This is a genomic window from Shimia biformata (genome assembly GCF_016888515.1).
In the GTDB taxonomy this organism is placed as follows: domain Bacteria; phylum Pseudomonadota; class Alphaproteobacteria; order Rhodobacterales; family Rhodobacteraceae; genus Shimia_A; species Shimia_A biformata.
In genome coordinates, this window is the sequence record NZ_JAFEJK010000001.1 from 2760927 (window position 1) to 2782759 (window position 21833).

At 62.6% G+C, this 21833-nt stretch carries 17 protein-coding genes; 5 read left to right on the forward strand and 12 right to left on the reverse strand.

Annotated features, from left to right (window positions below; translation table 11 throughout):
- Positions 1–13 precede the first annotated feature (13 nt).
- Genes JQ863_RS13570 through yajC form a run of 5 tightly spaced genes read right to left on the reverse strand, consistent with a single transcriptional unit; the run spans position 14 to position 4081 of the window.
- Positions 14–379: an Mth938-like domain-containing protein gene (locus JQ863_RS13570; RefSeq protein ID WP_204114689.1), complete on the reverse strand. Its 366-nt coding sequence runs from the start codon at positions 377–379 to the stop codon at positions 14–16.
- A gap of 6 nt (positions 380–385) precedes the next feature.
- A complete protein-coding gene (locus JQ863_RS13575; RefSeq protein WP_204114690.1) occupies positions 386–1135 on the reverse strand; it encodes a sulfite exporter TauE/SafE family protein in 750 nt (249 codons plus the stop codon).
- Positions 1128–2096: a protein translocase subunit SecF gene (gene secF, locus JQ863_RS19465; protein ID WP_239113286.1), complete on the reverse strand. Its 969-nt coding sequence runs from the start codon at positions 2094–2096 to the stop codon at positions 1128–1130. The genes JQ863_RS13575 and secF overlap by 8 nt, the downstream gene beginning before the upstream one ends.
- 3 nt (positions 2097–2099) lie before the next feature.
- Entirely contained in the window at positions 2100–3761 is a 1662-nt protein-coding gene (gene secD, locus JQ863_RS19470) for a protein translocase subunit SecD (RefSeq protein ID WP_239113287.1), read from the reverse strand.
- A 35-nt stretch (positions 3762–3796) separates the two neighbouring features.
- Positions 3797–4081, reverse strand: coding sequence for a preprotein translocase subunit YajC (gene yajC / locus JQ863_RS13585; RefSeq protein ID WP_204114691.1), 285 nt, complete (start codon positions 4079–4081; stop codon positions 3797–3799).
- A 227-nt stretch (positions 4082–4308) separates the two neighbouring features.
- On the opposite strand from yajC, the gene serS reads away from it, so the two are divergent.
- On the forward strand, positions 4309–5601 hold the full coding sequence (gene serS / locus JQ863_RS13590; protein ID WP_204114692.1) for a serine--tRNA ligase: 1293 nt from the start codon (positions 4309–4311) through the stop codon (positions 5599–5601).
- Between the two features lie 125 nt (positions 5602–5726).
- Here serS and JQ863_RS13595 read toward each other — a convergent pair whose 3' ends face one another.
- From JQ863_RS13595 to JQ863_RS13610, 4 genes are all read right to left on the reverse strand, one after another.
- Positions 5727–6710: a fatty acid desaturase gene (locus tag JQ863_RS13595; RefSeq protein WP_204114693.1), complete on the reverse strand. Its 984-nt coding sequence runs from the start codon at positions 6708–6710 to the stop codon at positions 5727–5729.
- Positions 6711–6846: 136 nt separating this feature from the next.
- Complete coding sequence (der, locus tag JQ863_RS13600) at positions 6847–8301, reverse strand: ribosome biogenesis GTPase Der (protein ID WP_204114694.1); 1455 nt, start codon at positions 8299–8301, stop codon at positions 6847–6849.
- A 48-nt stretch (positions 8302–8349) separates the two neighbouring features.
- Positions 8350–9651, reverse strand: a complete 1302-nt coding sequence (locus tag JQ863_RS13605; RefSeq protein ID WP_338055523.1) for an outer membrane protein assembly factor BamB family protein — start codon at positions 9649–9651, stop codon at positions 8350–8352.
- Positions 9652–9698: 47 nt separating this feature from the next.
- Entirely contained in the window at positions 9699–10370 is a 672-nt protein-coding gene (locus tag JQ863_RS13610) for a hypothetical protein (RefSeq protein ID WP_204114695.1), read from the reverse strand.
- A gap of 194 nt (positions 10371–10564) precedes the next feature.
- Here JQ863_RS13610 and JQ863_RS13615 point away from each other — a divergent pair, with 194 nt between their 5' ends.
- The 3 genes from JQ863_RS13615 (at position 10565) to JQ863_RS13625 (ending at position 16681) form a co-directional block, all read left to right on the forward strand.
- On the forward strand, positions 10565–11806 hold the full coding sequence (locus JQ863_RS13615) for an efflux RND transporter periplasmic adaptor subunit (protein ID WP_204114696.1): 1242 nt from the start codon (positions 10565–10567) through the stop codon (positions 11804–11806).
- A complete protein-coding gene (locus JQ863_RS13620; protein WP_204114697.1) occupies positions 11803–15732 on the forward strand; it encodes an efflux RND transporter permease subunit in 3930 nt (1309 codons plus the stop codon). The genes JQ863_RS13615 and JQ863_RS13620 overlap by 4 nt, the downstream gene beginning before the upstream one ends.
- 145 nt (positions 15733–15877) lie before the next feature.
- Positions 15878–16681: a GNAT family N-acetyltransferase gene (locus JQ863_RS13625; protein ID WP_204114698.1), complete on the forward strand. Its 804-nt coding sequence runs from the start codon at positions 15878–15880 to the stop codon at positions 16679–16681.
- A gap of 6 nt (positions 16682–16687) precedes the next feature.
- On the opposite strand, the gene JQ863_RS13630 is transcribed toward JQ863_RS13625, so the two are convergent.
- Both JQ863_RS13630 and JQ863_RS19475 read right to left on the reverse strand, forming a co-directional pair.
- Positions 16688–18508, reverse strand: coding sequence for an ABCB family ABC transporter ATP-binding protein/permease (locus tag JQ863_RS13630; protein ID WP_204114699.1), 1821 nt, complete (start codon positions 18506–18508; stop codon positions 16688–16690).
- A gap of 97 nt (positions 18509–18605) precedes the next feature.
- Positions 18606–20252: a LysM peptidoglycan-binding domain-containing protein gene (locus JQ863_RS19475; RefSeq protein ID WP_239113288.1), complete on the reverse strand. Its 1647-nt coding sequence runs from the start codon at positions 20250–20252 to the stop codon at positions 18606–18608.
- Positions 20253–20351: 99 nt separating this feature from the next.
- Between JQ863_RS19475 and JQ863_RS13640 the strand changes: the two genes are divergently transcribed.
- Entirely contained in the window at positions 20352–20903 is a 552-nt protein-coding gene (locus JQ863_RS13640) for an LOG family protein (protein WP_204114700.1), read from the forward strand.
- Here the strand turns inward: JQ863_RS13640 and rarD are convergent.
- Positions 20846–21772 (reverse strand): EamA family transporter RarD, encoded by a 927-nt coding sequence (gene rarD, locus JQ863_RS13645; protein WP_204114701.1) that lies wholly within the window; start codon positions 21770–21772, stop codon positions 20846–20848. The two genes, JQ863_RS13640 and rarD, sit on opposite strands and share 58 nt — an antisense overlap.
- Between the last annotated feature and the right edge of the window lie 61 nt (positions 21773–21833).

The following is a 21833-nucleotide window of genomic DNA, read 5'->3' on the forward strand; positions in this document are numbered from 1 at the left end:
CAAGCTTTCCGGGTCAGCTTTCGACAGGCATCGGCACCAGCGCAGCGGCGACCCGGCGCCCCTCGGCCAGAAGCACGTTATAAGTGCGGCAGGCCGTCGGCGTCTTCATCGGTTCGATCCCGATCCCGACCTCCTGCAATGCCTCGCGCAGGGCCGACGGCACCGGCGCGATCTCGTCCCCCATGCCCAGAAGCACCACGTCGATCTTGCCTGCCAGCGCCACCAGCGCGGCGCTGTCGTCCAGCCCCTGCCAGACCGAAGCACCGTCACGATGGATCAACGCGCCGCCTTCGATGATCGCACCGCCGACGCGGAAGAACCCCGGGCCATAGCTGTCGATCGGGGTGGCGTCGGAAAAGGACATCTCGCTCAGTTGCATGTGGTCTCACCAGATGGGCAGCGCCGACAATGCCGACGCCGCGATGATCAGATAGGCCACGATCTTGTAGGCCCGTTCACGCTCGGGACGAAAGATAGCAGCCCCCAGAAGATTTCCCAGCACATTCGGCACCGCCAGCACCAGCCCAAGCGCCACGATGCTGGCGGTCAAGGCGCCGCGCAGCGCCAGCATGACAAGGACAATCGCGTCGTAAAAGAACAGGAAGGCCATGACATTGGCGCGGATGGCCGAGGCCGGGATCGGCCGCGCCATGTAAAACAGGATCACCGGAGGACCGGGCGTGCCGGTTGCGCCCCCCAGAAGCCCCGCCGCGCCGCCGATGCCGAAAACCATGGATCGCGTGACCTCTCCTTTGTAACGCACGCCGCCGACCAGACAGGCCAGAAGCGCCAGCGAGATCAGCGCAACCGCCACCCGGAACACCGCAGGGTCAATGGCAAAAAGGACAATCAGGCCGATAGGAATGGTCACCACGACCGCGATCCCCAGCCGCACAAGGTCACGTGGGTGCCCGTTGCGCAGGGCCGAGGGCATGTTGGGAAGCGGGCCGAAAATGTCCATCACCGCAAGCGTCGCAATGCACCAGATCGGATCGATCACCTGCGCCGCGATAGGCAGGTAGATCATCGCCGTGCCAAAGCCGGAAAAACCGCGCACCGTGCCGGCGACAAAGGCAGCGGCAATCAGCCAGACCAACCCGTCAAGGGCCCAGACCTGGCTGAAGACATCAGGCATCGATATTGGCGAACTGGTTGCCGGCGGTATTGTCGGGCTTCGACCAGTCCCGCTTGACCCCCAGTTTCAACAGGATCACCGAGGCCACGAAGACCGACGAATACGTCCCGACAATGATCCCCCAGATCATGGCAAAGACGAACCCGCGGATCACGTCTCCGCCCAGCACGAACAGCGCGATCAGCGCCAGAAGCGTGGTGAACGAGGTCATGACGGTCCGGCTGAGGGTTTCGTTGATCGACAGGTTCAGAACCTCTTTCAGGTCCTTCTTCTTGTACTTGCGCAGGTTCTCGCGGACGCGGTCAAAGACCACAACCGTATCGTTCAGCGAATAGCCGACGATAGTCAGAAGTGCCGCAATGATGGCCAGGTCGAACTTGATCTGAAGCTCGGAAAAGACGCCGATGGTCAACACCACGTCATGCACCAGCGCCACAACCGCCCCCAGCGCGAACTGCCATTCGAAGCGCAGCCAGATATAGACCAGCACCGCCGCAATCGCGAGCAAAACGGCAATCACCGCAGTCTGGATCAATTCACCCGAAACCTTGGGGCCAACCGACTCGACCGACACGAACTTGATGTCCGGCGCAACCGCCTTCAGCGCATCTTCCACCGCGCGAATCTGCTCGGCGGTGACGGACTCCTGATCGTCCTGCGCCTGAATGCGCACCATGGTCACGTTCTGGTCTTCGTCGAAATTCGGGTCGAACACTTCGGTGATCGAGATATCGCCCAGCCCCAGTTCGGCCAGCGCCGCACGATAGGCGGCGACATCTACGGTCTCGGCGCTTTCGGTGCGGATCGTGGTGCCGCCCCGGAAGTCGATACCATAGTTCAACCCGCGCACGCCGAAGCTGCCGAGGGCCAGAAGGATAAGCAACGCCGAGATGCCAAGCCACAGCAATGGCCGCGAAAAGAAATCCCAGTTGGTCTCGGACGGAACAAGTTTCAGACGCATGGCTTATACCTCGATGGTGTTGGGACGGCGGCGTTCGAACCAGATCACGATCATCAGCCGCGTCACGAAGATCGCGGTAAAGACCGAGGTCATGATACCCAGTCCCAGTGTGATCGAGAAACCGCGTACCGGGCCAGAGCCGACGGCAAACAGGATCACGGCGGTGATGAAGGTGGTGATATTGGCGTCGACAATGGCCGACAGCGCCTTTTCATAGCCAAGGGAAATGGCGCGCGCCGGGCCCTTGGCCGTCTTCAGTTCCTCGCGGATACGCTCGAACACCAGCACGTTGGCGTCCACCGCCATACCGATGGTCAGAACGATCCCGGCAATACCCGGCAGGGTAAGCGTGCCGCCGATCATCGACAACAGACCAAAGATCAGCCCGACGTTGATCATCAGCGCGATATTGGCAAAAACCCCGAACAGCCCATAGCTGAGAACCATAAAGACCAGCACAGCGGCAAAGGCGACGATACAGGCGATTTTCCCGGCGTCGATGCTGTCCTGCCCCAGTTCCGGCCCGATGGTCCGTTCCTCAAGGAATTCCAGCCCCGCCGGAAGCGCACCAGCCCGCAGCAGAACCGCCAGGTTGGTCGATTCCTCGACCGAGAACCGGCCTGTGATGATGCCCGACCCGCCCGCGATATGGGCCTGGATGACGGGGGCCGACACGACCTCGCCGTCCAGCACAATGGCGAAGGGCGACCCGATGTTTTCCGCCGTGTAATTGCCGAACTTCCGCGCGCCTGTGGGGTTGAAGCGGAAGGACACGGCGGGCCGGTTGTTCTGGTCGAACGACGGCTGCGCGTCGACCAGTTCCTCGCCGGTCACAACCGGCGCGGCTTCGACGATATAGAATGTGCCTTCTTCATCCAGCGACGGCAGAACCTCGTTGCCCGGACCGGCGGCGGCATCGGCGCTGCTGGCGCGACCAACAACCGGCTGGAAGGTCAGCTGTGCTGTGGTGCCGATGATGTCCTTCAACTCGGCCGCCGAGCCGATGCCCGGCACCTGGATCAGGATACGATCCGCGCCCTGGCGCTGGATCGTCGGCTCACGCGTGCCGACCTCATCGATCCGGCGGCGGATGATTTCAAGCGCCTGCTGCACGGTGCGCTCATCGGTGGCCTGTTTCTCGGCATCCGACAGCTTGATCGTGACCTCGTCCCCATCGACCCCGATCACAAGGTCCGACTGCCCCGCCGCGGTCAGCGACACCACGGGCCGCGCCAGACCGCGCAGAACCTCGGCCGCGCGCGCGATATTCTCGGGCTGCGAAACCTTGACGCGCAGTTCACCCGGCTCGGAATCCTGCAGGCGTATGGTGCCGATCGTGGCGCGTTCCTCACGCAGAAGATCGCGCACCTCGGGCCACATCGCCTTGACGCGGGTGTCATAGACATCCTGCACCTGAACTTCGGCCAGAAGATGCGCCCCGCCGCGCAGGTCAAGGCCAAGGTTCACCAACGACGACGGCATCCAGTCGGGCCAGATACTGGCCTTTTCCTGCATCTCGGCGCTGGTATTGCCCAGCTCGATCGCGGCCACCGCGTCGTTATGCGTCTCGACCCGCGCATAGAACGCGTTGGGCAGAGCCATCCACAGCCCAAGGGCGCAGACCGCCCATATCAGGACCCGTTTCCAGGTATCGATTTGCAGCATGATGTCCTGCCCGCTTGGTTCTTATTCTTGGTCGATCAGGCGTTCGACGCCGGTTCGGTCTTGGCCAGAACCTGCGCGATGGTCGCCTTGACGACGCGCACCTTCACGCCTTCGGCGATCTCGACCTCAAGTTCGCCGTCTTCCTTCACCTTCGACACCTTGCCGATGATACCGCCCTGGGTGACGACGCGGTCGCCCCGGTGCAGTGCATCGACCATGGCCTGATGCTCTTTCACCTTCTTCTGCTGCGGACGGATCAGGAGGAAGTACATGATCGCGAAGATCAGGATAAGCGGCAAAAACTGGCCAATGGCTTCCATGAGCGGTTTTCCTTCGTCTGGCCGGGCGTCCTTGCCCGGAGGTCAAATTTGGTGGGGAACCTATGGGCGCGGGCCGGTATTGGCAAGGCGTGAAACGTCCGCGCCCCCGCCGGAAAGGGCGACAAAACCACATATCACGGATGCACAGGCGCGCGCCCGCTTACGTATGGCCGAAAAATGCGCCATATAGCCCGCCAGATGTGATTCACTTGCCAAGGACGACTCCCATGCATGACATCCGCGCGATCCGCGAAAACCCGGCCGCTTTTGACGCCGCCCTCGCCCGCCGAGGCGACGCGCCGATGTCCCCGTCGATCCTGGCCCTCGACGCGGAACGCCGCGCCAAGATCCAGGCCGCCGAGGAAGCCCAGGCAGAACAGAAAAAGGCCGCCAAGGACGTTGGCGCAGCCAAGGCCAAGGGCGACGAGGCCGAATTCGAACGCCTGCGCGCCCTTGTCGGCGACAAGAAGGCCGAGGTCGCCGCGATGCAGGCCGAAGCCAAGGAACTGGACGCCAAGCTGACCGACATGCTGGCCCGTATCCCCAACCTGCCCGCCGATGACGTGCCGGACGGCGCGGATGAGGCCGACAATGCCGAGATCAAACGCTGGGGCACCCCGCGCGTTTTCGATTTCACCCCGAAAGAGCATTACGAGATCGCTGGCGTCGCCGCCGCAATGGACTTCGACACCGCCGCCAAACTCTCGGGCGCGCGTTTTGTCGTGCTGAAAGGCGCCGTCGCACGTATCCACCGCGCACTGGCGCAATTCATGATCGACACCCATGTCGACGAGAACGGCCTGCAAGAGGTGAACTCGCCCGTGCTGGTGCGGGACGAGGCCATGTATGGCACGGACAAACTGCCGAAATTCGGCGATGACAGCTATCAGACCACCAATGGCTGGTGGCTGATCCCGACCTCTGAAGTCACGCTGACCTATTCCGTCGCCGGCGACGTTCTGGACGAAAAAGACCTGCCGATCCGCATGACCAGCCACACGCTCTGCTTCCGCTCCGAAGCAGGCAGCGCCGGGCGCGACACTTCGGGCATGCTGCGCCAGCACCAGTTCGAGAAGGTCGAGATGGTGTCGATCACCCACCCCGATGAAAGCGACACCGAGCAACAGCGCATGCTGGGCTGCGCCGAAGGCATCCTTGAAAAACTGGGCGTGCCTTACCGCACCGTGGTCCTGTGCACCGGCGACATGGGTTTCGGCGCGCGCCGCACCTTCGACATCGAGGCATGGCTGCCCGGTCAGAACACCTATCGCGAGATCTCCTCGGTCTCGACCACCGGCGATTTTCAGGCCCGCCGCATGAACGCCCGCTTCCGCCCCGCAGATGGCGGCAAACCGGAATTCGTGCATTCCCTGAACGGCTCCGGCCTGGCTGTGGGCCGCGCGTTGATAGCGGTTCTGGAAAACGGCCAGAATGCAGATGGCTCGGTCAGCCTGCCGGATGCGCTGGCGCCCTATCTTGGCGGCAAGACCCTGTTGACCGCGGACGGCAATCTGGCCTGAGACGCTCCCGCCCGGGCGGACGTCAGCAGAGCTGACATCACCCCGGTTGGGCGTAGCCCTCGCTGCGCTCGGGCCCAGGGTATTTGGAACCAGAAAAAAGCGGCTTTTTGCTGGTCAGAAATACCCTAACCCACCGGCGCCGCCCGGCGTTCGGGTGCGGAAGGAAACGGCACCAGCCGCTCCTGCTCCTCGTCCCACAGTTTCAGCGTGAAGGACCGCAGCGCCTCGGGCCAGCGGATCACCCGCAACCCGTATTCGTCGCGGATCGCCTGATGGCAGCGGCGCAAGGCGTAGTGCGGGATGCGGGCGTTGAAATGGTGGATGTCGTGATAGGCGATATTGGCCGAAATCAAGTCCATGACCCATCCCAGATCCAGCGCAGATGACCCCTGAAGCGCCGCAAGGCGCGGATCAAGCCCCGGTCGCCGGTCCCAGTAGGTGTCTTCGAAGTTATGCTGAAGATAAACCATGAAGACACCGATCATCCCGCCGAAGAACGAGGCGAGGAACCAGATCAGGATCGCCTGCCAACCTCCTGCAATATATAGAAAACCCATGAAGGCCGCGACAGCCATGTTGTGCAGCATCACTGCGCGGGCACCGATCCGCCCTGTGTTCTTGGGCCAGCGGTAGCGGATGAAATACGTAAACAGGCTGCCAGCCGGGATCAGGATGAACGGGTTGCGATAAAGGCGGTAGGTCAGGCGCGTCCAGATGCCCGCCTCTTGCCATTCGCGCAATGTCATCGTGTGGATTTCGCCGGTGTCACGATGGTCGAGGTTGCCGAGGTGGGAATGGTGCAGGTTGTGGTTATGACGCATGGCGGCGTAGGGCGCGAAGGTGAACAGCGACAGAATCTCTCCGGCCCAGTCATTGTGGCGCCGGGCGCGGAACAACGAGGCATGGCCGCAATCGTGCTGCAACACGTAAAGGCGCACTGCGGTGCAGCCATTGAGAAGCATCGCCGGGATGCACACCCACCAAAGCCCGGAAAAGGCAATCGCCGCCCACAAGGTCACGGCATATGCAATCAGAGTCCCGAACAGGCCAATCGCGCCAATGCGGTCGTCTTTCTCGGCAAATTGCTGAAGTCGCTCACGAATATCCATCGCGACCCACCCCCGTTGTTACGGCGAACAAACTGCAAATGTATGACAGCCCCGTGACAGGGCCAGAATGTCATAGAGTTTACCGCGAAACGGGGAAAAACCAAATGGTCGCAGGATCAGCGGGAGAACGGCGGGGTCAGTCCCGCCGGCCCTTGATATGCTTCCTAAGCTTGGACGGCCCGGATTTCTTCTTGCCCTGATAGGGGTTCTTGTCGCCCTGTCCGCGCATGGTCAGGCGGATCGGCGTTCCCGGCATGTCAAAATCCTCACGCAAGCCGTTGACAAGATAGCGCGAATAGCTGTCGGGCATCTTGTCGGGATGGCTGCACATCACCACGAACCCCGGCGGGCGGGTCTTGGCCTGGGTCATGTAGCGCAGCTTGATCCGCTTGCCCTGCGGCGCGGGGGGCGGGTGCTGTTCCAGCATGCCTGTCAGCCAGCGGTTTAGCTGCGCCGTGGTGACGCGGCGGTTCCAGATGTCATAGGCGCGGATGATGGCGTCATGCAGCCGGTCAAGCCCCCGCCCGGTCTTGGCCGAAACGGTGATCAGCGGCGCGCCACGCAATTGCGGCAACAGGCGGTTGAACGCCTCTTTCAGGTCGCGCAGCTTCTGCTGCTTCTCGGGCTCGACGTCCCACTTGTTGACGGCAACGACCACGGCCCGCCCCTCGCGCTCGGCAAGGTCGGCGATGCGCAGGTCCTGTTGTTCAAACGGGATCGCGGCGTCCAGAAGCACCACGACAACCTCGGCGAACTTGACAGCGCGCAGCCCATCCGAGACCGACAGTTTCTCGACCTTGTCCTGCACCTTGGCCTTCTTGCGCATGCCTGCGGTGTCGAAGATGCGCATCGGGGTGCCGCCCCACTCGGTCCGCAACGAGATCGAGTCGCGGGTGATCCCCGCCTCGGGGCCGGTCAGCAGACGGTCTTCGCCGATGATCTTGTTTATAAGCGTGGACTTGCCCGCGTTCGGACGGCCAACCACGGCCACCTGCAGCGGCTTTGCCTTTGTCGGTTTGGGCGCGGCGCCCTCGGATTCGTCATCTTCGATGTCGATCTCGATCTCGGGCGCGTCCTGATCGGCGCGCTCGGCATATTCATCGGCCAGCGGCATCAGCGCGACATAGAGGTCGTTCATCCCCTCGCCATGTTCGGCGGACAGGCGGATCGGCTCGCCCAGGCCAAGCGACCAGGCATCGATGACACCGGCATCGGCAGCCGCGCCTTCGCCCTTGTTGGCCGCCAACAGCACATGAGCTGACCGTTTGCGCAGGATTTCGGCGAACATCATGTCCATTGGCGTCACCCCGGCGCGGGCGTCGATCATGAACAGGCAGATGTCGGCCATGTCCACCGCGCGTTCGGTCAGGCGGCGCATGCGGCCCTGCAAACTGTCGTCGGTCGCGTCTTCCAGCCCGGCGGTGTCGATCACGGTGAACCGCAAATCCCCCAGCCGCGCCTCGCCTTCGCGCAAATCGCGCGTGACGCCCGGCTGGTCATCGACCAGCGCGAGCTTCTTACCGACAAGGCGGTTGAACAGTGTGGATTTGCCCACATTCGGGCGCCCCACGATGGCGAGGGTAAAGCTCATTGAACTTCTCCGAGACGAATAAGGACGCCCCGATACACCATTCCGCGCTTAACGGAAAGCGTGCAATTGGCCGTTGGACCCGACAACGTAAAGCGTGCCGCCCGCGACAGCCATGCCGGTTGCGGCACCTCCGGGGATCTCGACGCTGTGGACCAGCGCCCCGGACCTTGGGTCAAAGACCCGCAGCAGGCCGTCTGACGAGGCAACGATGATTTGGCTGCCCGCAAGGACCGGGCCGAAATGGGCATAGACCGCCGCCTGCTTGCGCGGCTTGTCTTTCTTGAACAGCGGTAGTTCGACCGACCAGATCGGCTCACCCGACCCGGCGTCGAGCCGTATCAGGTGATTGCGGTCCGAGACCAGAAAGACACTGCCGCCCGCTGGCCAGACCGGGCTGATGGCACCTTCGTTGGCCGTCCACAGACGTTCGCCCGTGTCGATGTTCAGCGCCACAGTGCGGCCCGAGTAATTGGCGGCATAGACGCGGCGGCCGTCGATTACAGGATCGCCCGAGACGTCGCCAACCGTCCCCGAGGCATAACCGACGCGCTGCCCCTGCACCCCGGCATCCCAAAGGCGCACGCCACCGCGACGGAACGCGGCCTGCAACTCGCCCGAGCCAAATGCAAAGATCGCCAGTCGGTCATCCACCGCCGGCGCCGAGGCCGAATGCAACCCGGCGATATTGGGAACCGAGCCCAGCTGCCATTCCGTTTTGCCGGTTTCGGCATTGATCGCCCAGGCGGTATCGTTGCCTGCCACGATATAGACCTTGTCACCGTAAATCGTGGGCGACCCACTGCCGACCGCCTGCAACCGCTGTTCCCAGATCTCGTTTCCGGTGGCTGGATCCAGCGCCTTCAGATGACCGAATCCGGACGCGACATAAAGTTTGCCATTGCCAAAGGCGATGCCACCGCCCGCGGATTCCGACGGCTTGTCACGCACCGGCACCAGGCTTTTCTGCCACAGCGTCTGTCCGGACGGAGACGTCGCGGTAACCGTCGATTCCGAATCCATGGTGAAAATGCGCCCACCCGCCACGACCGGATCGGCCACGATGCGGTTGCGCTTGCCCTCGCCCTTGCCGATCGACGCGCTCCAGGCAAGCGTCGGCCGCGCCGAAAGGGCGGCGTTGCGGGTGCGATATTTCGGCGTGCCGATTCGATGGGTCCATTCGGCGTTCTTGACCTGCCCCGGCAGGCTGATCGCGCGATCCTGGTTTACGATTTCGGCAGACTGGTTCGGGCGAAGTTCTTCCCGCTTGCCGGGAAGGATCACCTCTTTGTCGCCGCACCCGACAAGAATGGCCGTGGCTGTCAGGGCAAACACCCAATTCCTGATCGTCACTGCGTCCGCCCCCCTGGGTTGCCCGACTTCGTTCCCGTTCTCCGGGTTTATTGCGACGGCGTGTTGCCTGCCGGCTCACCGCCCAATGCCACAATCAACTGTGTTGACCTGCGACGCAAGCCCGGCGTCGCGGAGGCATCGGCGACGATACGCTGCAAACGCTCAAGTGCGGCGCCTGCGTCGCCGGTCTCGATGTCGAGAAGCGCCAGTTGTTCCTGCGCCAGAAGCGAAAGCGGCGCGCCGGGCACGGCAAGCGATTCCAGCGCCACGCGGCGTTCCGCCTGGTCCATCGCGGTGCCTGCCGCAACGATGGCCTTGAACAGTGCGATCTGGCGATAGAACTCGGGGATATCGCTGCCGCCGTTGGCAATCGTCATCAGTGTTTCCGATGCCCCTGCCCCGTCGCCATCCGCCGCTTGCTGGGCAGCGGCCAGGAACCGCGCGACCATGTCGGCCTCGGCCCCTTCGACATCGACCGCCTTCAGCGCCGCGATCCGGGCCGCGGGGTCATTTTCGGACAGGGCCGTCAGGATTGCATCGCCTGCGGCCTCGGCCGCGGCGCGGGTCTGCGCCTTGCGGTATTCGTTGAACGCGGCCCCGCCGACGATCAGCACAACGGCAAGGACCGCGATCCAGCCGTATTTCCGCATCGTCGCGAACAGCTTGTCGCGGCGGACCTCTTCGGTGACTTCTTCAATGAAACTGTCGGTGTCGCTCACGCCGTTTCCCCTTTGATTTGGTTCCTCTTACGGCAAAGCCAGAAAGCCCTCAAGAGGCGGAGAAATGCACAAACTGTCACCTTAGCGCCCCAAAACTGAACTAATCGGTTCAGAAATTGCCTCAAAGCCGTTGCATTTGCTGTCCAAGGTATTATTTGGCTTGGCAAGCACAGGACAGACAAAGGACAGCCCGCATGCGTCCCATTCCGATGATCACCGCTATTCTGGTGACGGCGTTCCTATTCTATGTCGTGGTTGAGCGTGACACGCTGATGGCGTTTGCCTCGGCGGACGCGGGATCGGTGCAAGCCACCGAAACCGTCGCCACCGTGACCGAGGAGGTGGCGCAAAGCGATGCGGTGCCCGCCGTGGGGGTCATCGCGATCCACTCGACCGCTTCCCAGATCGATTCGGCGGTTGTCCTGCGCGGTGAAACACGCGCCGCACGTTCGGTCGAGGTGCGCGCCGAAACATCGGCGCGGGTCATTTCGGAACCGCTGCGCAAGGGCGCGTCCGTCGATGAGGGCGCAGTGCTGTGCCAGCTTGAACTCGGCACCCGCGAAGCATCGCTGGCTGAGGCAAACGCTCGTCTGGAAGAAGCGCAGGCAAAAGTCCCCGAAGCGCAGGCCCGTCTGGTGGAGGCGACAGCCCGCCTGAGCGAAGCAAGGCTGAACCAGAACGCGGCCAACAAACTGTCCGAAGGCGGCTATGCCTCGGAAACCCGTGTTGCATCGGCAGAGGCCGCTGTTCAGGCCGCGCTTGCGTCGGTCCAGTCGGCACAATCCGGGCTGCGCTCGGCAAATGCCGGGATCGAATCGGCAGAGGCCGCCGTTGCCGCCGCCGAACGCGAGATCGGGCGACTGACCATTACCGCCCCCTTCTCCGGGGTGCTGGAAACCGACACAGCCGAACTGGGCAGCCTTCTGCAGCCCGGTTCGCTGTGCGGCACGGTCATGCAGATGGACCCGATCAAGATCGTCGGGTTCGTGCCGGAAACCGAAGTGAACCGGGTGAACCTCGGCGCGTCGGCCGGGGCGCGGATGGCCAATGGCGACGTGGTCACGGGCACGGTCGGCTTCATCGCCCGATCCGCCGACCCGGTGACACGCACCTTCATGGTCGAGATCGACGCCCCCAACACCGATCTGCGCATCCGCGATGGCCAGACTGCGGAAATCGCCATCCAGTCCGATGGCGCCACCGCCCATCTGGTGCCGCAATCTGCCCTGACACTGAACGACCACGGCACACTTGGGGTTCGCGTGGTCGCGGCGGACAACACCGCACAGTTCGCAGCCGTTGAACTGGTCCGCGACAGTGCTGACGGCGTCTGGGTCGACGGATTGCCGGAACAGGTGGATGTCATTGTCGTCGGACAGGAATACGTCACCGACGGGGTCATCGTTGCACCCAGTTTCGAAGGGCTGACCAAATGATCGGCATGGTAGATTGGGCCGCCGATCGCGCGCGGATGGTGCTGGCGTTTATCGCGCTCTCGCTGCTGGTGGGCGGATACGCCTACTGGAACCTGCCCAAAGAAGGTGAGCCGGACATTCAAATTCCGGCTCTTTTCGTTTCGGTGCCCTTCCCCGGCATCTCGGCGGTCGACAGTGAATCTCTGCTGGTCCGGCCAATGGAGACCGAGCTTTCGGATCTCGACGGGCTGAAGACAATGCGGTCCACCGCCGCGGAAGGCTATGCCGGGCTGTTCCTTGAGTTCGAGTTCGGCTGGGACAAGTCCAAAGTCATGGCGGACGTGCGCGAGGCGATGAACACCGCCGAGGGCCAGTTCCCGGACGGGTTTGAAAAATATACGATCAACGAGATCAATTTCTCGGAATTCCCGATCATCATCGTGAACCTGACTGGCGACGTGCCGGAACGCACGATGGCGCAGGTCGCCAAGAAGTTGCAGGACCGTCTTGAAGGTCTTGATGCGGTGCTTGAGGCCGGGATTGCCGGCAACCGCGACGAGATGGTCGAGGTCATTATCGACCCGCTGCGCCTTGAGGCCTATAACGTCACGGCCGGAGAGCTGATCACCGTTGTCCAGAACAACAACCAGCTGATCGCCGCTGGCGAGATCGAGACATCAAGCGGCAAGTTCGCGGTCAAGATCCCATCCTCTTTCAGCGAAGCGCGCGACATCTACACCCTTCCGGTCAAGACAAACGGCGACCGTGTGGTCACGCTGGGCGATCTTGCGGAAATCAACCTGACCTTCGAAGACCGCAAGGGCACCGCCCGTTTCAACGGTGAGAACACGGTCGCGCTGCAGGTCGTCAAGCGCAAGGGGTTCAACCTGATCGGCACCGCCGAACTGGTGAAACAAGAGGTCGACAAGGCCGCCGCCGACTGGCCGGACGAGTTGAAGGCCGCCGTCGAAGTCGGCACCTCGAACGACCAGAGCCGCATCGTCGGCTCTATGGTCAGCCAGCTTGAGGGTTCGGTTCTGACCGCCATCGCGCTGGTGATGATCGTCGTGCTGGCGGCGCTTGGTAGCCGGGCCGCGCTGCTGGTCGGCTTTGCCATCCCGACCTCGTTCCTGTTGTGTTTCGCGCTGCTGGCGGCCATGGACATCACCATTTCCAACATCGTGATGTTCGGCCTGATCCTTGCCGTGGGGATGCTGGTCGACGGGGCCATTGTTGTCGTCGAATACGCCGACAAGCGGATCGAGGAAGGCACCGGCCCCATGCATGCCTATGTCGAGGCCGCCAAGCGCATGTTCTGGCCCATCGTATCCTCGACCGCGACCACGCTCTGCGCCTTCCTGCCGATGCTGTTCTGGCCCGGTGTGCCGGGTGAGTTCATGGGGATGCTGCCCGTCACGCTGATCTTCGTTTTGTCGGCCTCTCTGGTTGTGGCACTGATCTATCTGCCGGTCCTGGGCGGCGTCTCGGGCCGCCTCAGCCGCAAGTTCCACGTCGCTTCGGAATGGCTGCGGGCGCATACACCCTGGTTCGTGCGCGCGGCGCTCGTGACACTTGCACTTTGGGCTCTATTTGTTGGCGCCATGACCGGGATCAACCCCGACTATGTTCCCGCCATTGCCGTTGTACGCGCTTTCATTGCTGAGAACTGGTGGGCGTTTTTTGCCACTCCGGCACTTTACGCTTTGCAATTTTTGCCTTTCCTTCTGGCCGCCTTTGCCGCGTCCATAACGCTGGATGCAGCCCGGATCGAGCGTCGGCAAAAACGGATCAAATCCGGATTCCGCCTGTCGCCCTTTGGATGGTTCATCAAGCTGATCGCTGGCAACCCGATCATGCCTTTGGTGTCGATTGCCGCGGTCATCGCCTTCGTATTCGTTGTTTTCGGCTATTTCGGAGAGAACAACAAAGGCGTCGAGTTCTTCGTCGAATCCGAACCCGAACAGGCCATCGTCTATGTCCGCGCGCGCGGCAACCACAGCCTTGAGCAAAAGGATGCGCTGCTGAAACGCGCCGAGGAAATCGTGCTGCGCCATCCCGGTGTCCAGACCGCGTTTGCCTTTGCCGGCGAAGGCGGGCTGAACAGCAATACCGGCGGCGCCCAGGCCCCGAAGGACACGATTGGCCAGATCCAGCTTGAGACCATTCCGTGGGAAGACCGCCCCGACGCCCGCGAGGACTGGTTCACCATTCCGGTGATCGGCTATACCGTCACCCGCGCCGTCAAGGACCTGGAGTGGGATGGCGACAAGGTCATCGACGAATTGACCGCCGAGCTTGAACAGCTGCCCGGCACCAAGATCGAAATCCTTGCCGCGTCGCGTGGGCCCGCATCGGCCAAACCGGTGCATCTGCGCGTCAAGGGCGATGACTGGGAAGACCTGTTGTCTTCGGCGCGGATCGTGCGTGAACAATACGAGGCAACGCCCGGCCTGACCCTGATCGAAGACACGCTTCCCCTGCCCGGTATCGACTGGCAGATCGACGTCGACGTGGCCCGCGCCGGTCGTTTCGGCGCGGACGTGGCCACCGTGGGTGGCATGGTTCAGCTGGTAACGCGCGGCATCCTTCTGGACACGATGCGCGTTGACAGTTCCGAAGAGGAAATCGAAATCCGCGTGCGCCTGCCGGAAGAGGACCGCGTGCTGTCGACGCTCGACAACCTCAAGGTCCGCACCGCCGAGGGGCTGGTGCCGCTCTCGAACTTCATCACCCGCAAGCCGGTCGAGAAGCTGGCCGAGATCAACCGCGTCGAACAGAAACGGTATTTCGACATCAAGGCGGGTGTGATGTCCGGGCTGTTCAAGGTGACGAAAGACGGCGAAACCTTGGGCTATGTAAAAGAGTTTGAAGGAAAGGTCCTACCTGTCTATGGCGACGATGGTTATCTCGGAGTTACAAACAGCGCTGGTGATCCTTACACGATTATTGCTTCTGAAGACCGGGAAAGACTTGCGCGAGAATTTGCGACGGAAGGTAGCAAACTGGTTGCCGTCACCCCGGGCGAACAGATCGCCACGCTGACCAAATGGCTTGAAACCAAGCCCCTGCCCACAGGGATAGAGTGGGAATGGACCGGTGACCAGGAAGACGAGGCCGAAAGCCAGGCCTTCCTGATGTCGGCCTTCATGGGCGCATTGGGGCTGATGTTCATTATCCTTCTGGCGCAGTTCAACAGCTTCTATAACTCGGTGCTGGTCCTCCTGGCGGTTGTGCTGTCCACCACAGGCGTCCTGATCGGGATGCTGGTCATGGATCAGGCATTCTCGATCATCATGACCGGGACCGGGATCGTGGCACTGGCGGGGATCGTGGTGAACAACAACATTGTTCTGATCGACACCTATCAGGAATACAGCCGTTACATGCCGCGGATCGAGGCGATCATTCGCACCGCACAGGCCCGTATCCGCCCGGTTCTGCTGACCACCATCACCACCATGGCTGGTCTTGCACCGATGATGTACGGGCTGAGCCTCGATTTCATCAACGGTGGCTACTCGTTTGATTCACCGACCTCGCTGTGGTGGAAACAGCTTGCCACGGCCGTCGTGTTCGGGCTTGGCATCGCAACGGTCCTGACGCTGGTCTTTACCCCGTCCATGCTTGCGCTGCGGGTCTGGTTCGGCACCTATGTCCACTGGTTCGCCATGCTTTTGGCCAAGCTGTCCATGGGTCAGTCCAGCCGCGCCGCACAGGACTGGGCGCTCAGCCGTGCGGCGGGGCGTGTTACCTCGCCGACGATCCTGTGGGATGACGACCTGTTGCCGGAACGCGCCACCGACTACGAGGATGACATGTCCGTGGTAAACGCCACCGATGTTCAGGCCGTGGTCAAGATGCGTGACGGCGCAGAACAGGATCAGGATGGCGACGAAGGCGACGACAAGGACAGCCCCGGCGACGGCACCATCCGCGCCGCCGAATAGCGCCTTATCTGTCGCCGCCTCCTCAGGACCAGAGTTGCGCGACAAGACGGACCTACACCGGGACCGCAACCCGGTGTAGGATGTCCCTGCCCCGGCCCGCACCGACCCTCTTCAGACAGGCCGGGAAGCGATCAAGGGGGGCATGATGATCCTGACCACCAAGACCCTACGCCTCAGGCCGCTGCGCCGCGCCGACACCGATGACATCGCCAAGGTGATCTTTTCGGACCCCGAGGTCGTGGCGACGCTGGCCCATGACACAAGGCGCCCCGGCGATGCGCTGAAAGAAGCCGCTAAATGGACCGATCTGATGGCCGAGGACGGTGACCGCGATATCTGGCAGCAGGGCGGTCTTGGCCTGTTCGCGATCTCGCCGCTTCATGCACCGGACCGGATCATGGGGGCAGCAGGGTTTTACCTGGACCGAGCCCCGGAAGGGGTCTGGGCGGGCGAGTTCTTTTATGCGCTTGGATCGGCCTTCCACGGCCAGGGCGTGATGACCGAGGCCGCAGACGCCCTGACCCACGCCTTCTGGTCACTGCCGGATGCCGGAGGGGTCTATGCGGTCTACTGGGACCACGTGAACGAGGCGTCAGGCAAGATCCTGCGCCGCTGCGGAATGACCGAAACCGGACGCCGGTCATTGCGTGATGAGTATCGGCCTGATCGGTGCCGGGCGATGTTCGAATATGACCTCTGGCGGCTTGGACAAGCCGACGACATGTCCAAACCCGAGGCCGTCGGCATTGCCGCCCGGCGCGCCGGGGCCGCTGTTGCCGAGGGAATTCTGGAACAGGAAGAAACTCTTGCCGAACTGTCCAAGGCCTATGGCGCGCCCCTGCCGCTTGTTGCGACCGCCTTGTTCAGGATGGCGCTGGACGAACCCGGCATGGCCTATCTCGAACGCCGCAACCCGGCGTATCCTGACCTTGAATTAAAAGGGTTCTAGGCCGTCTCAGGCCGCCTCGTCATCCGCCTGCTGACGTTGCCACAGCTGCGCATATCGCCCGGACCGCGCCAGCAATTCGGCATGGGTGCCTTCCTCGACGATCTCGCCCTTTTCCAGAACCACGATCCGGTCAGCCTCGGCAATCGTCGACAGCCGGTGGGCAATGGTGATCACCGTGCGCCCCTCACCCGCCCGCGCCAGCGCTTCCTTGATGCCCTGCTCGGTCTCGGTATCCAGCGCCGATGTCGCCTCGTCCAGCAACAACAGCGGCGGGTTCTTCAGCAAAGTCCGGGCAATCCCGACCCGCTGTTTTTCACCACCCGAGAGCTTCAGCCCCCGTTCGCCGACCTTGGTGTCATAGCCCTCAGGCAGCGTCATGATGAAATCATGGATCTGCGCCGCGCGCGCCGCATCCTCGATCTCGTCCCGCGTGGCCCCGTCGCGGCCATAGGCGATGTTGTAAAGGATGGTGTCGTTGAACAGCACCGTGTCCTGCGGCACGACGCCAATCGAGTCATGCAGGCTTTGCTGGCTCACATCGCGCACATCCTGCCCGTCGATCAGAAGCGCACCGGAATTGACGTCGTAGAACCGGAACAAGAGCCGCCCGATGGTGGACTTGCCCGATCCCGACGCGCCAACAATTGCCACGTTCTGCCCGGCCTCGATAGTCAGCGTCACCCCCTTCAGGATCGGCCGCGTCGTTTCGTAGCCGAAATGCACATCGCGCAGCTCGATCCGGCCGCCATCCACCTTCAGCGCCGCCGCGTCGGGCTTGTCGGTCACGTCGGGGGGCTGTTCAAGAAGGTCGAACATCTCACCCATATCAACAAGGCTCTGACGGATTTCGCGATAGACCGTACCAAGGAAGTTCAGCGGCATGGTGATCTGGATCATATAGGCATTGACCATGACAAAATCGCCCACCGTCAGATGCCCCGCCTCGACCCCCAGCGCCGCCAGAACCATCACGATCACAAGGCCCGAGGTAATCAGGAACGACTGGCCGAAATTCAGGAAAGCCAGCGAATACGAGGTCTTGAGAGCGGCTTTCTCATAGCCTGCCATCGACTCGTCATAGCGCCGCGCCTCGCGTGCTTCGGCGCCGAAATACTTGACGGTTTCGAAGTTCAAAAGGCTGTCGATGGCCTTCTGGTTGGCTTCGGTGTCCTGATCGTTCATCTCGCGGCGCAGCTTCACGCGCCATTCAGTGACCGTGAAGGTGAACCAGACATAGGCCCCGATGGTGACCGCAACCACGACAAGGTAGGAGGCATCGAACATCCAGAACAGGATCACCGCGATCAGCAACAATTCAAGGATCAGCGGCCCGATTGAAAACAGCATGAAGCGCAGCAGGAATTCGACGCCCTTCACACCGCGTTCGATGATCCGGCTCAGACCGCCGGTCTTGCGCGTGATGTGATAGCGCATCGACAGGCGGTGAATGTGGATGAAGGTCTCAAGCGCCAGCGCCCGCAGCGCGCGTTGCCCGACCCGCGCAAAGATCGCGTCGCGCAATTGCTGAAACCCGTTCGCCATCAGGCGGCCCATGCCATAGGCCACGGTCAGCCCCACCGCGCCCAGCGCCAGAGGTGGCACGCCTTCGCCCGCCAGCGCATCGACGGCGGCCTTGTACAGCATCGGGACAAAAACGGTGATCAGCTTCGACGCCAGAAGCGCCAGCAGCGCCAGAACCACCCGGCGTTTCACCCAAGGTTCATCTGCCGGCCAGAGATATGGCCCGACCTTCCTGATGATCTGCCAGCCCGACCGCCGTGCGTGGCGTTCAAGCTCTTCCTTGTTGGCTGTTCGGACCGCTCTCATGGGCGCGCTTTTCCTTGCATGACCCAAGACCTAGTCACTCTGCACGGGAACCGCCAGTGCAGGGCCGCATTTTCCTGTCGCGGCTGCGACAAGAGGATCACTCGGCAGCCGGAATTTCGAAAATCTGGCCGGGATAGATCAGGTCGGGATCGCGGATCTTGTCTGCATTGGCCTCGTAAACCTGCACATACAAGACGCCGTCACCGTAGTGGTCGCTTGCAATGGCCCACAACGTATTGCCGGGCTGGACCGTGACAATCCGCACGCGCGGCGCGTCTGTTGCGGTTGTGGGCGCGGCTTCGGCGGTTTCGGCAGGCTGCGTAACCGGAGTTTCGGGCTGCGCGGCTGGCGCTTCATCGGTGGACGCGGTGCCAGACACGGCAGGCTGTGCCTCGGCGACTTGTGCCGGGCTTTCGCTGACGGGGGGCTCTTCCGCAGTTTCCGCGGTCGCGTCTACCGGCGTTTCTGCCGGCGTGTCTGTAGGCGCCGGATCCGCCGCTTTTGCCGTGTCCACGGCGGGTTGCGGCGAGGCCACTACTTCCGTGGTCTCTTGCTTGGCGTCTGCGACCGGTTCGTCGGTCGTCGTCGCCACGGCATCCTCCGCCGGCGCTGCCGGGGTCATGGCGGCAACAGCATCCGCCACCTTTTCCTGGGTTTCACGCTGGAACGGAATTTCGACCCGGCTGGTGACCGTGCCATCGGTGTTCAGCTCATCCACGCGCATGCGGTACAGCCCCGGCGCAACATCGACGAGGTCGGCGATCCAACGGCCATCAGCGTCAATCGCGCTTTCGGCAGTTGGGGTATTATCGAGATAGACCCGCACGAAACCGCCCGGTACGCCACGACCTGACACTTCGACCACACCGGTATCGGTGTAAGCGATGCTGTCCACCGTCACGATCGTCTTCAACGCAGGGTCCGCGGCCGGGGGCTGGATCACTTTCACGCCGCTTTCATCGGCAAGAATGACCGCCGGAGCCTGCTTGGGCGCCTCTGGTGCCTCAGGTGCTTTCGGCGCCTCGGAAGCGGCGGGCTCTACTGTGACGGGAGTTTCCGAAGGTGTTTCTTCCGGGGTCGCCGGGGTTTCCCCAGCGGCCTCAGGTTGTGTTACACGTGTTTCGGCGGCGGGCGGCGTGGCGTCTTCCGTCGGTTCGGCCTTGGCCACCTCAACAGGCTGCGCCGGCGCGACAGGTGCAACGATGATGGTTTCCTTGGACACAAGGTCGCCCTCTGCGCGGCGCTGCACCAGAGACAGGACACGCGGGTTTTCGCTGGGGGTGACAGTCAGGAACACGGCAAACTTGCCCGCGTCATCGGCCGTCGCCGAGGCGATCTCAACCCCGTCCAGAAGCACTGAAATCAAGGCATCGACAGCCGCCTTGCCCGCGATCAGCGCATTGCCATCGGGATCGACGCGCACCACGTCAAAGGTGGGATAGATCGGGTCCGGCGCGGCCTCGGGCTGCGGGTCGGACGACGGTTCAACCGGGGCCGCAGCCTGTTCCGGCGCCTTGGGTTCTTCCTGCGCTTCGGGTGCTGCGGGTTCAGGCGTCGTGGCTTCTGGCGTCACGGCTTCAGGGGTTGCCGTGGCGGGCGCCTGCACGACGGGCACGGGGGCCTCCGGCTGTTTCGGATCAAAAACCCCGCTGAAAATTGCCGCTGCAACACCAACAGTTACAACCGCCGCGCCTCCGACAAGTAGGATTGTGTTTCCACCCAGACCAGATGCCATTTTGCTCATGTCAGTAATTCCCCCGTCACAGGCGGTTATCTTGGTTGAGCGGCGTAATCAATACGGCTAGGTCTGAGGCAAACAGCATTGAACACGTTAGGGGATTCCATGCCACAGCCTTCGATTTGCGTCTTTTGCGGTTCCCGAAACGGCGACCACCCCGCCTATCACGCCGCTGCGACCGACTTCGGCACCCGGCTTGCCGGAAACGGCTGGCGGCTGGTTTACGGGGCCGGAGACGTCGGGCTGATGGGGGCAGTTGCCAATGCCGCCCAGTCCGCGGGCGGCGACACGTTTGGGGTGATCCCGGTGCATCTGCTGAAATGGGAGGTTGGCAAGACCGACCTGACACGTTTCATCGTCACCGAGAACATGCACGAGCGCAAAAAGGTCATGTTCATGAACTCGGACGCAATCGTGGTCCTTCCGGGTGGCGCCGGATCACTGGATGAGTTCTTTGAGGTGCTGACATGGCGTCAGCTGGGGCTGCATCAGAAGCCGATTTTCCTTTTGAACACAGAAGGATACTGGAACCCGCTTGTCGGTCTGGTCGATCATGTGATCGACCAGGGCTTCGCCGATGCCTCGCTCAAGGGTTTTGTTCAGGTCGTGGCGGATGTCGATGCGCTGGAAGCCAGGCTGCGCCGCGCCTTTGCCTGACGCGCCCTGCGATCCTCGCGCCACGCCGACCAGGAATAGACCGCCAGCGCCAGCCAGATCAGCGGAAAGGCGATCATGTGCCAGATGCCGAACGGCTCGGCGAAAATGACTAACGCACAGAAGAACTGCAGGCTGGGGTTGATGTATTGCACCAGCCCGACCGTCGCCAGCCGCACCCGCCGCGCCGCGTAGGAAAACAAGACCAACGGGGTCGCCGTGACGACGCCGGTGGTGAACAGGATCGCCCAGTCGCGCATCGGATAGCTATCGACACTGATCCCCGACACCGCCACAAGGTAAAGGATGGCAAGCGGGGCAAGCAGCACGACCTCACCTGTCACCGACAGGACCGGACCCAGGGAAAGCCCTTTCTTCACAACGCCATAAAAGCCAAAGCTGATGGACAGGCTGAGTGCGATCCATGGGGCAGCGCCCAACCCGACGGCCAGCAGCAGAACGGCAAACCCCGCCAGCAGAACCGATGCCCACTGCGCCCGGGGCAGCTTTTCGCCAAACAACAGACGCCCCGCCAGAACCGCCACAAGCGGGAACAGAAAATAGCCCAGAGACGCCTCGGTCGCCTGCCCCGTGGCGATCGACCAGATGAACAGCCCCCAGTTGAAGGAAATCAAAAGCGCCGCGATCAGGATCACCAGCACCTGACGTCCCTGACCCAACGCGCGCGCAAACTCGGCGATGCGGCCCTGAACTGCGATCAGGCCACCGAAGGTAACCGCAGACCAGAACGTCCGATGCGCCAGCACCTCGGGCGCGGGGATATGCGCCAGAAGCTTCCAGTAAAGCGGCGCCAGCCCCCAGATGGTGCAGGCCGCGACAAGGGCCAGGATGCCTTTTTGCGTGTCGGTCATGGCGTCGCCTCAAACGAAAAGGCCCGGCGCAAACGCCGGGCCAACCTTGGGTCTGAAAACC

Coding starts and splice junctions, on each gene's coding strand:
- JQ863_RS13570 (WP_204114689.1), bottom strand. CDS start 379: ATGCAACTGAGCGAGATGTCCTTTTCCGACGCCACCCCGATCGACAGC.
- JQ863_RS13575 (WP_204114690.1), bottom strand. CDS start 1,135: ATGCCTGATGTCTTCAGCCAGGTCTGGGCCCTTGACGGGTTGGTCTGG.
- secF (WP_239113286.1), bottom strand. CDS start 2,096: ATGCGTCTGAAACTTGTTCCGTCCGAGACCAACTGGGATTTCTTTTCG.
- secD (WP_239113287.1), bottom strand. CDS start 3,761: ATGCTGCAAATCGATACCTGGAAACGGGTCCTGATATGGGCGGTCTGC.
- yajC (WP_204114691.1), bottom strand. CDS start 4,081: ATGGAAGCCATTGGCCAGTTTTTGCCGCTTATCCTGATCTTCGCGATC.
- serS (WP_204114692.1), top strand. CDS start 4,309: ATGCATGACATCCGCGCGATCCGCGAAAACCCGGCCGCTTTTGACGCC.
- JQ863_RS13595 (WP_204114693.1), bottom strand. CDS start 6,710: ATGGATATTCGTGAGCGACTTCAGCAATTTGCCGAGAAAGACGACCGC.
- der (WP_204114694.1), bottom strand. CDS start 8,301: ATGAGCTTTACCCTCGCCATCGTGGGGCGCCCGAATGTGGGCAAATCC.
- JQ863_RS13615 (WP_204114696.1), top strand. CDS start 10,565: ATGCGTCCCATTCCGATGATCACCGCTATTCTGGTGACGGCGTTCCTA.
- JQ863_RS13620 (WP_204114697.1), top strand. CDS start 11,803: ATGATCGGCATGGTAGATTGGGCCGCCGATCGCGCGCGGATGGTGCTG.
- JQ863_RS13625 (WP_204114698.1), top strand. CDS start 15,878: ATGATCCTGACCACCAAGACCCTACGCCTCAGGCCGCTGCGCCGCGCC.
- JQ863_RS13630 (WP_204114699.1), bottom strand. CDS start 18,508: ATGAGAGCGGTCCGAACAGCCAACAAGGAAGAGCTTGAACGCCACGCA.
- JQ863_RS19475 (WP_239113288.1), bottom strand. CDS start 20,252: ATGAGCAAAATGGCATCTGGTCTGGGTGGAAACACAATCCTACTTGTC.
- JQ863_RS13640 (WP_204114700.1), top strand. CDS start 20,352: ATGCCACAGCCTTCGATTTGCGTCTTTTGCGGTTCCCGAAACGGCGAC.
- rarD (WP_204114701.1), bottom strand. CDS start 21,772: ATGACCGACACGCAAAAAGGCATCCTGGCCCTTGTCGCGGCCTGCACC.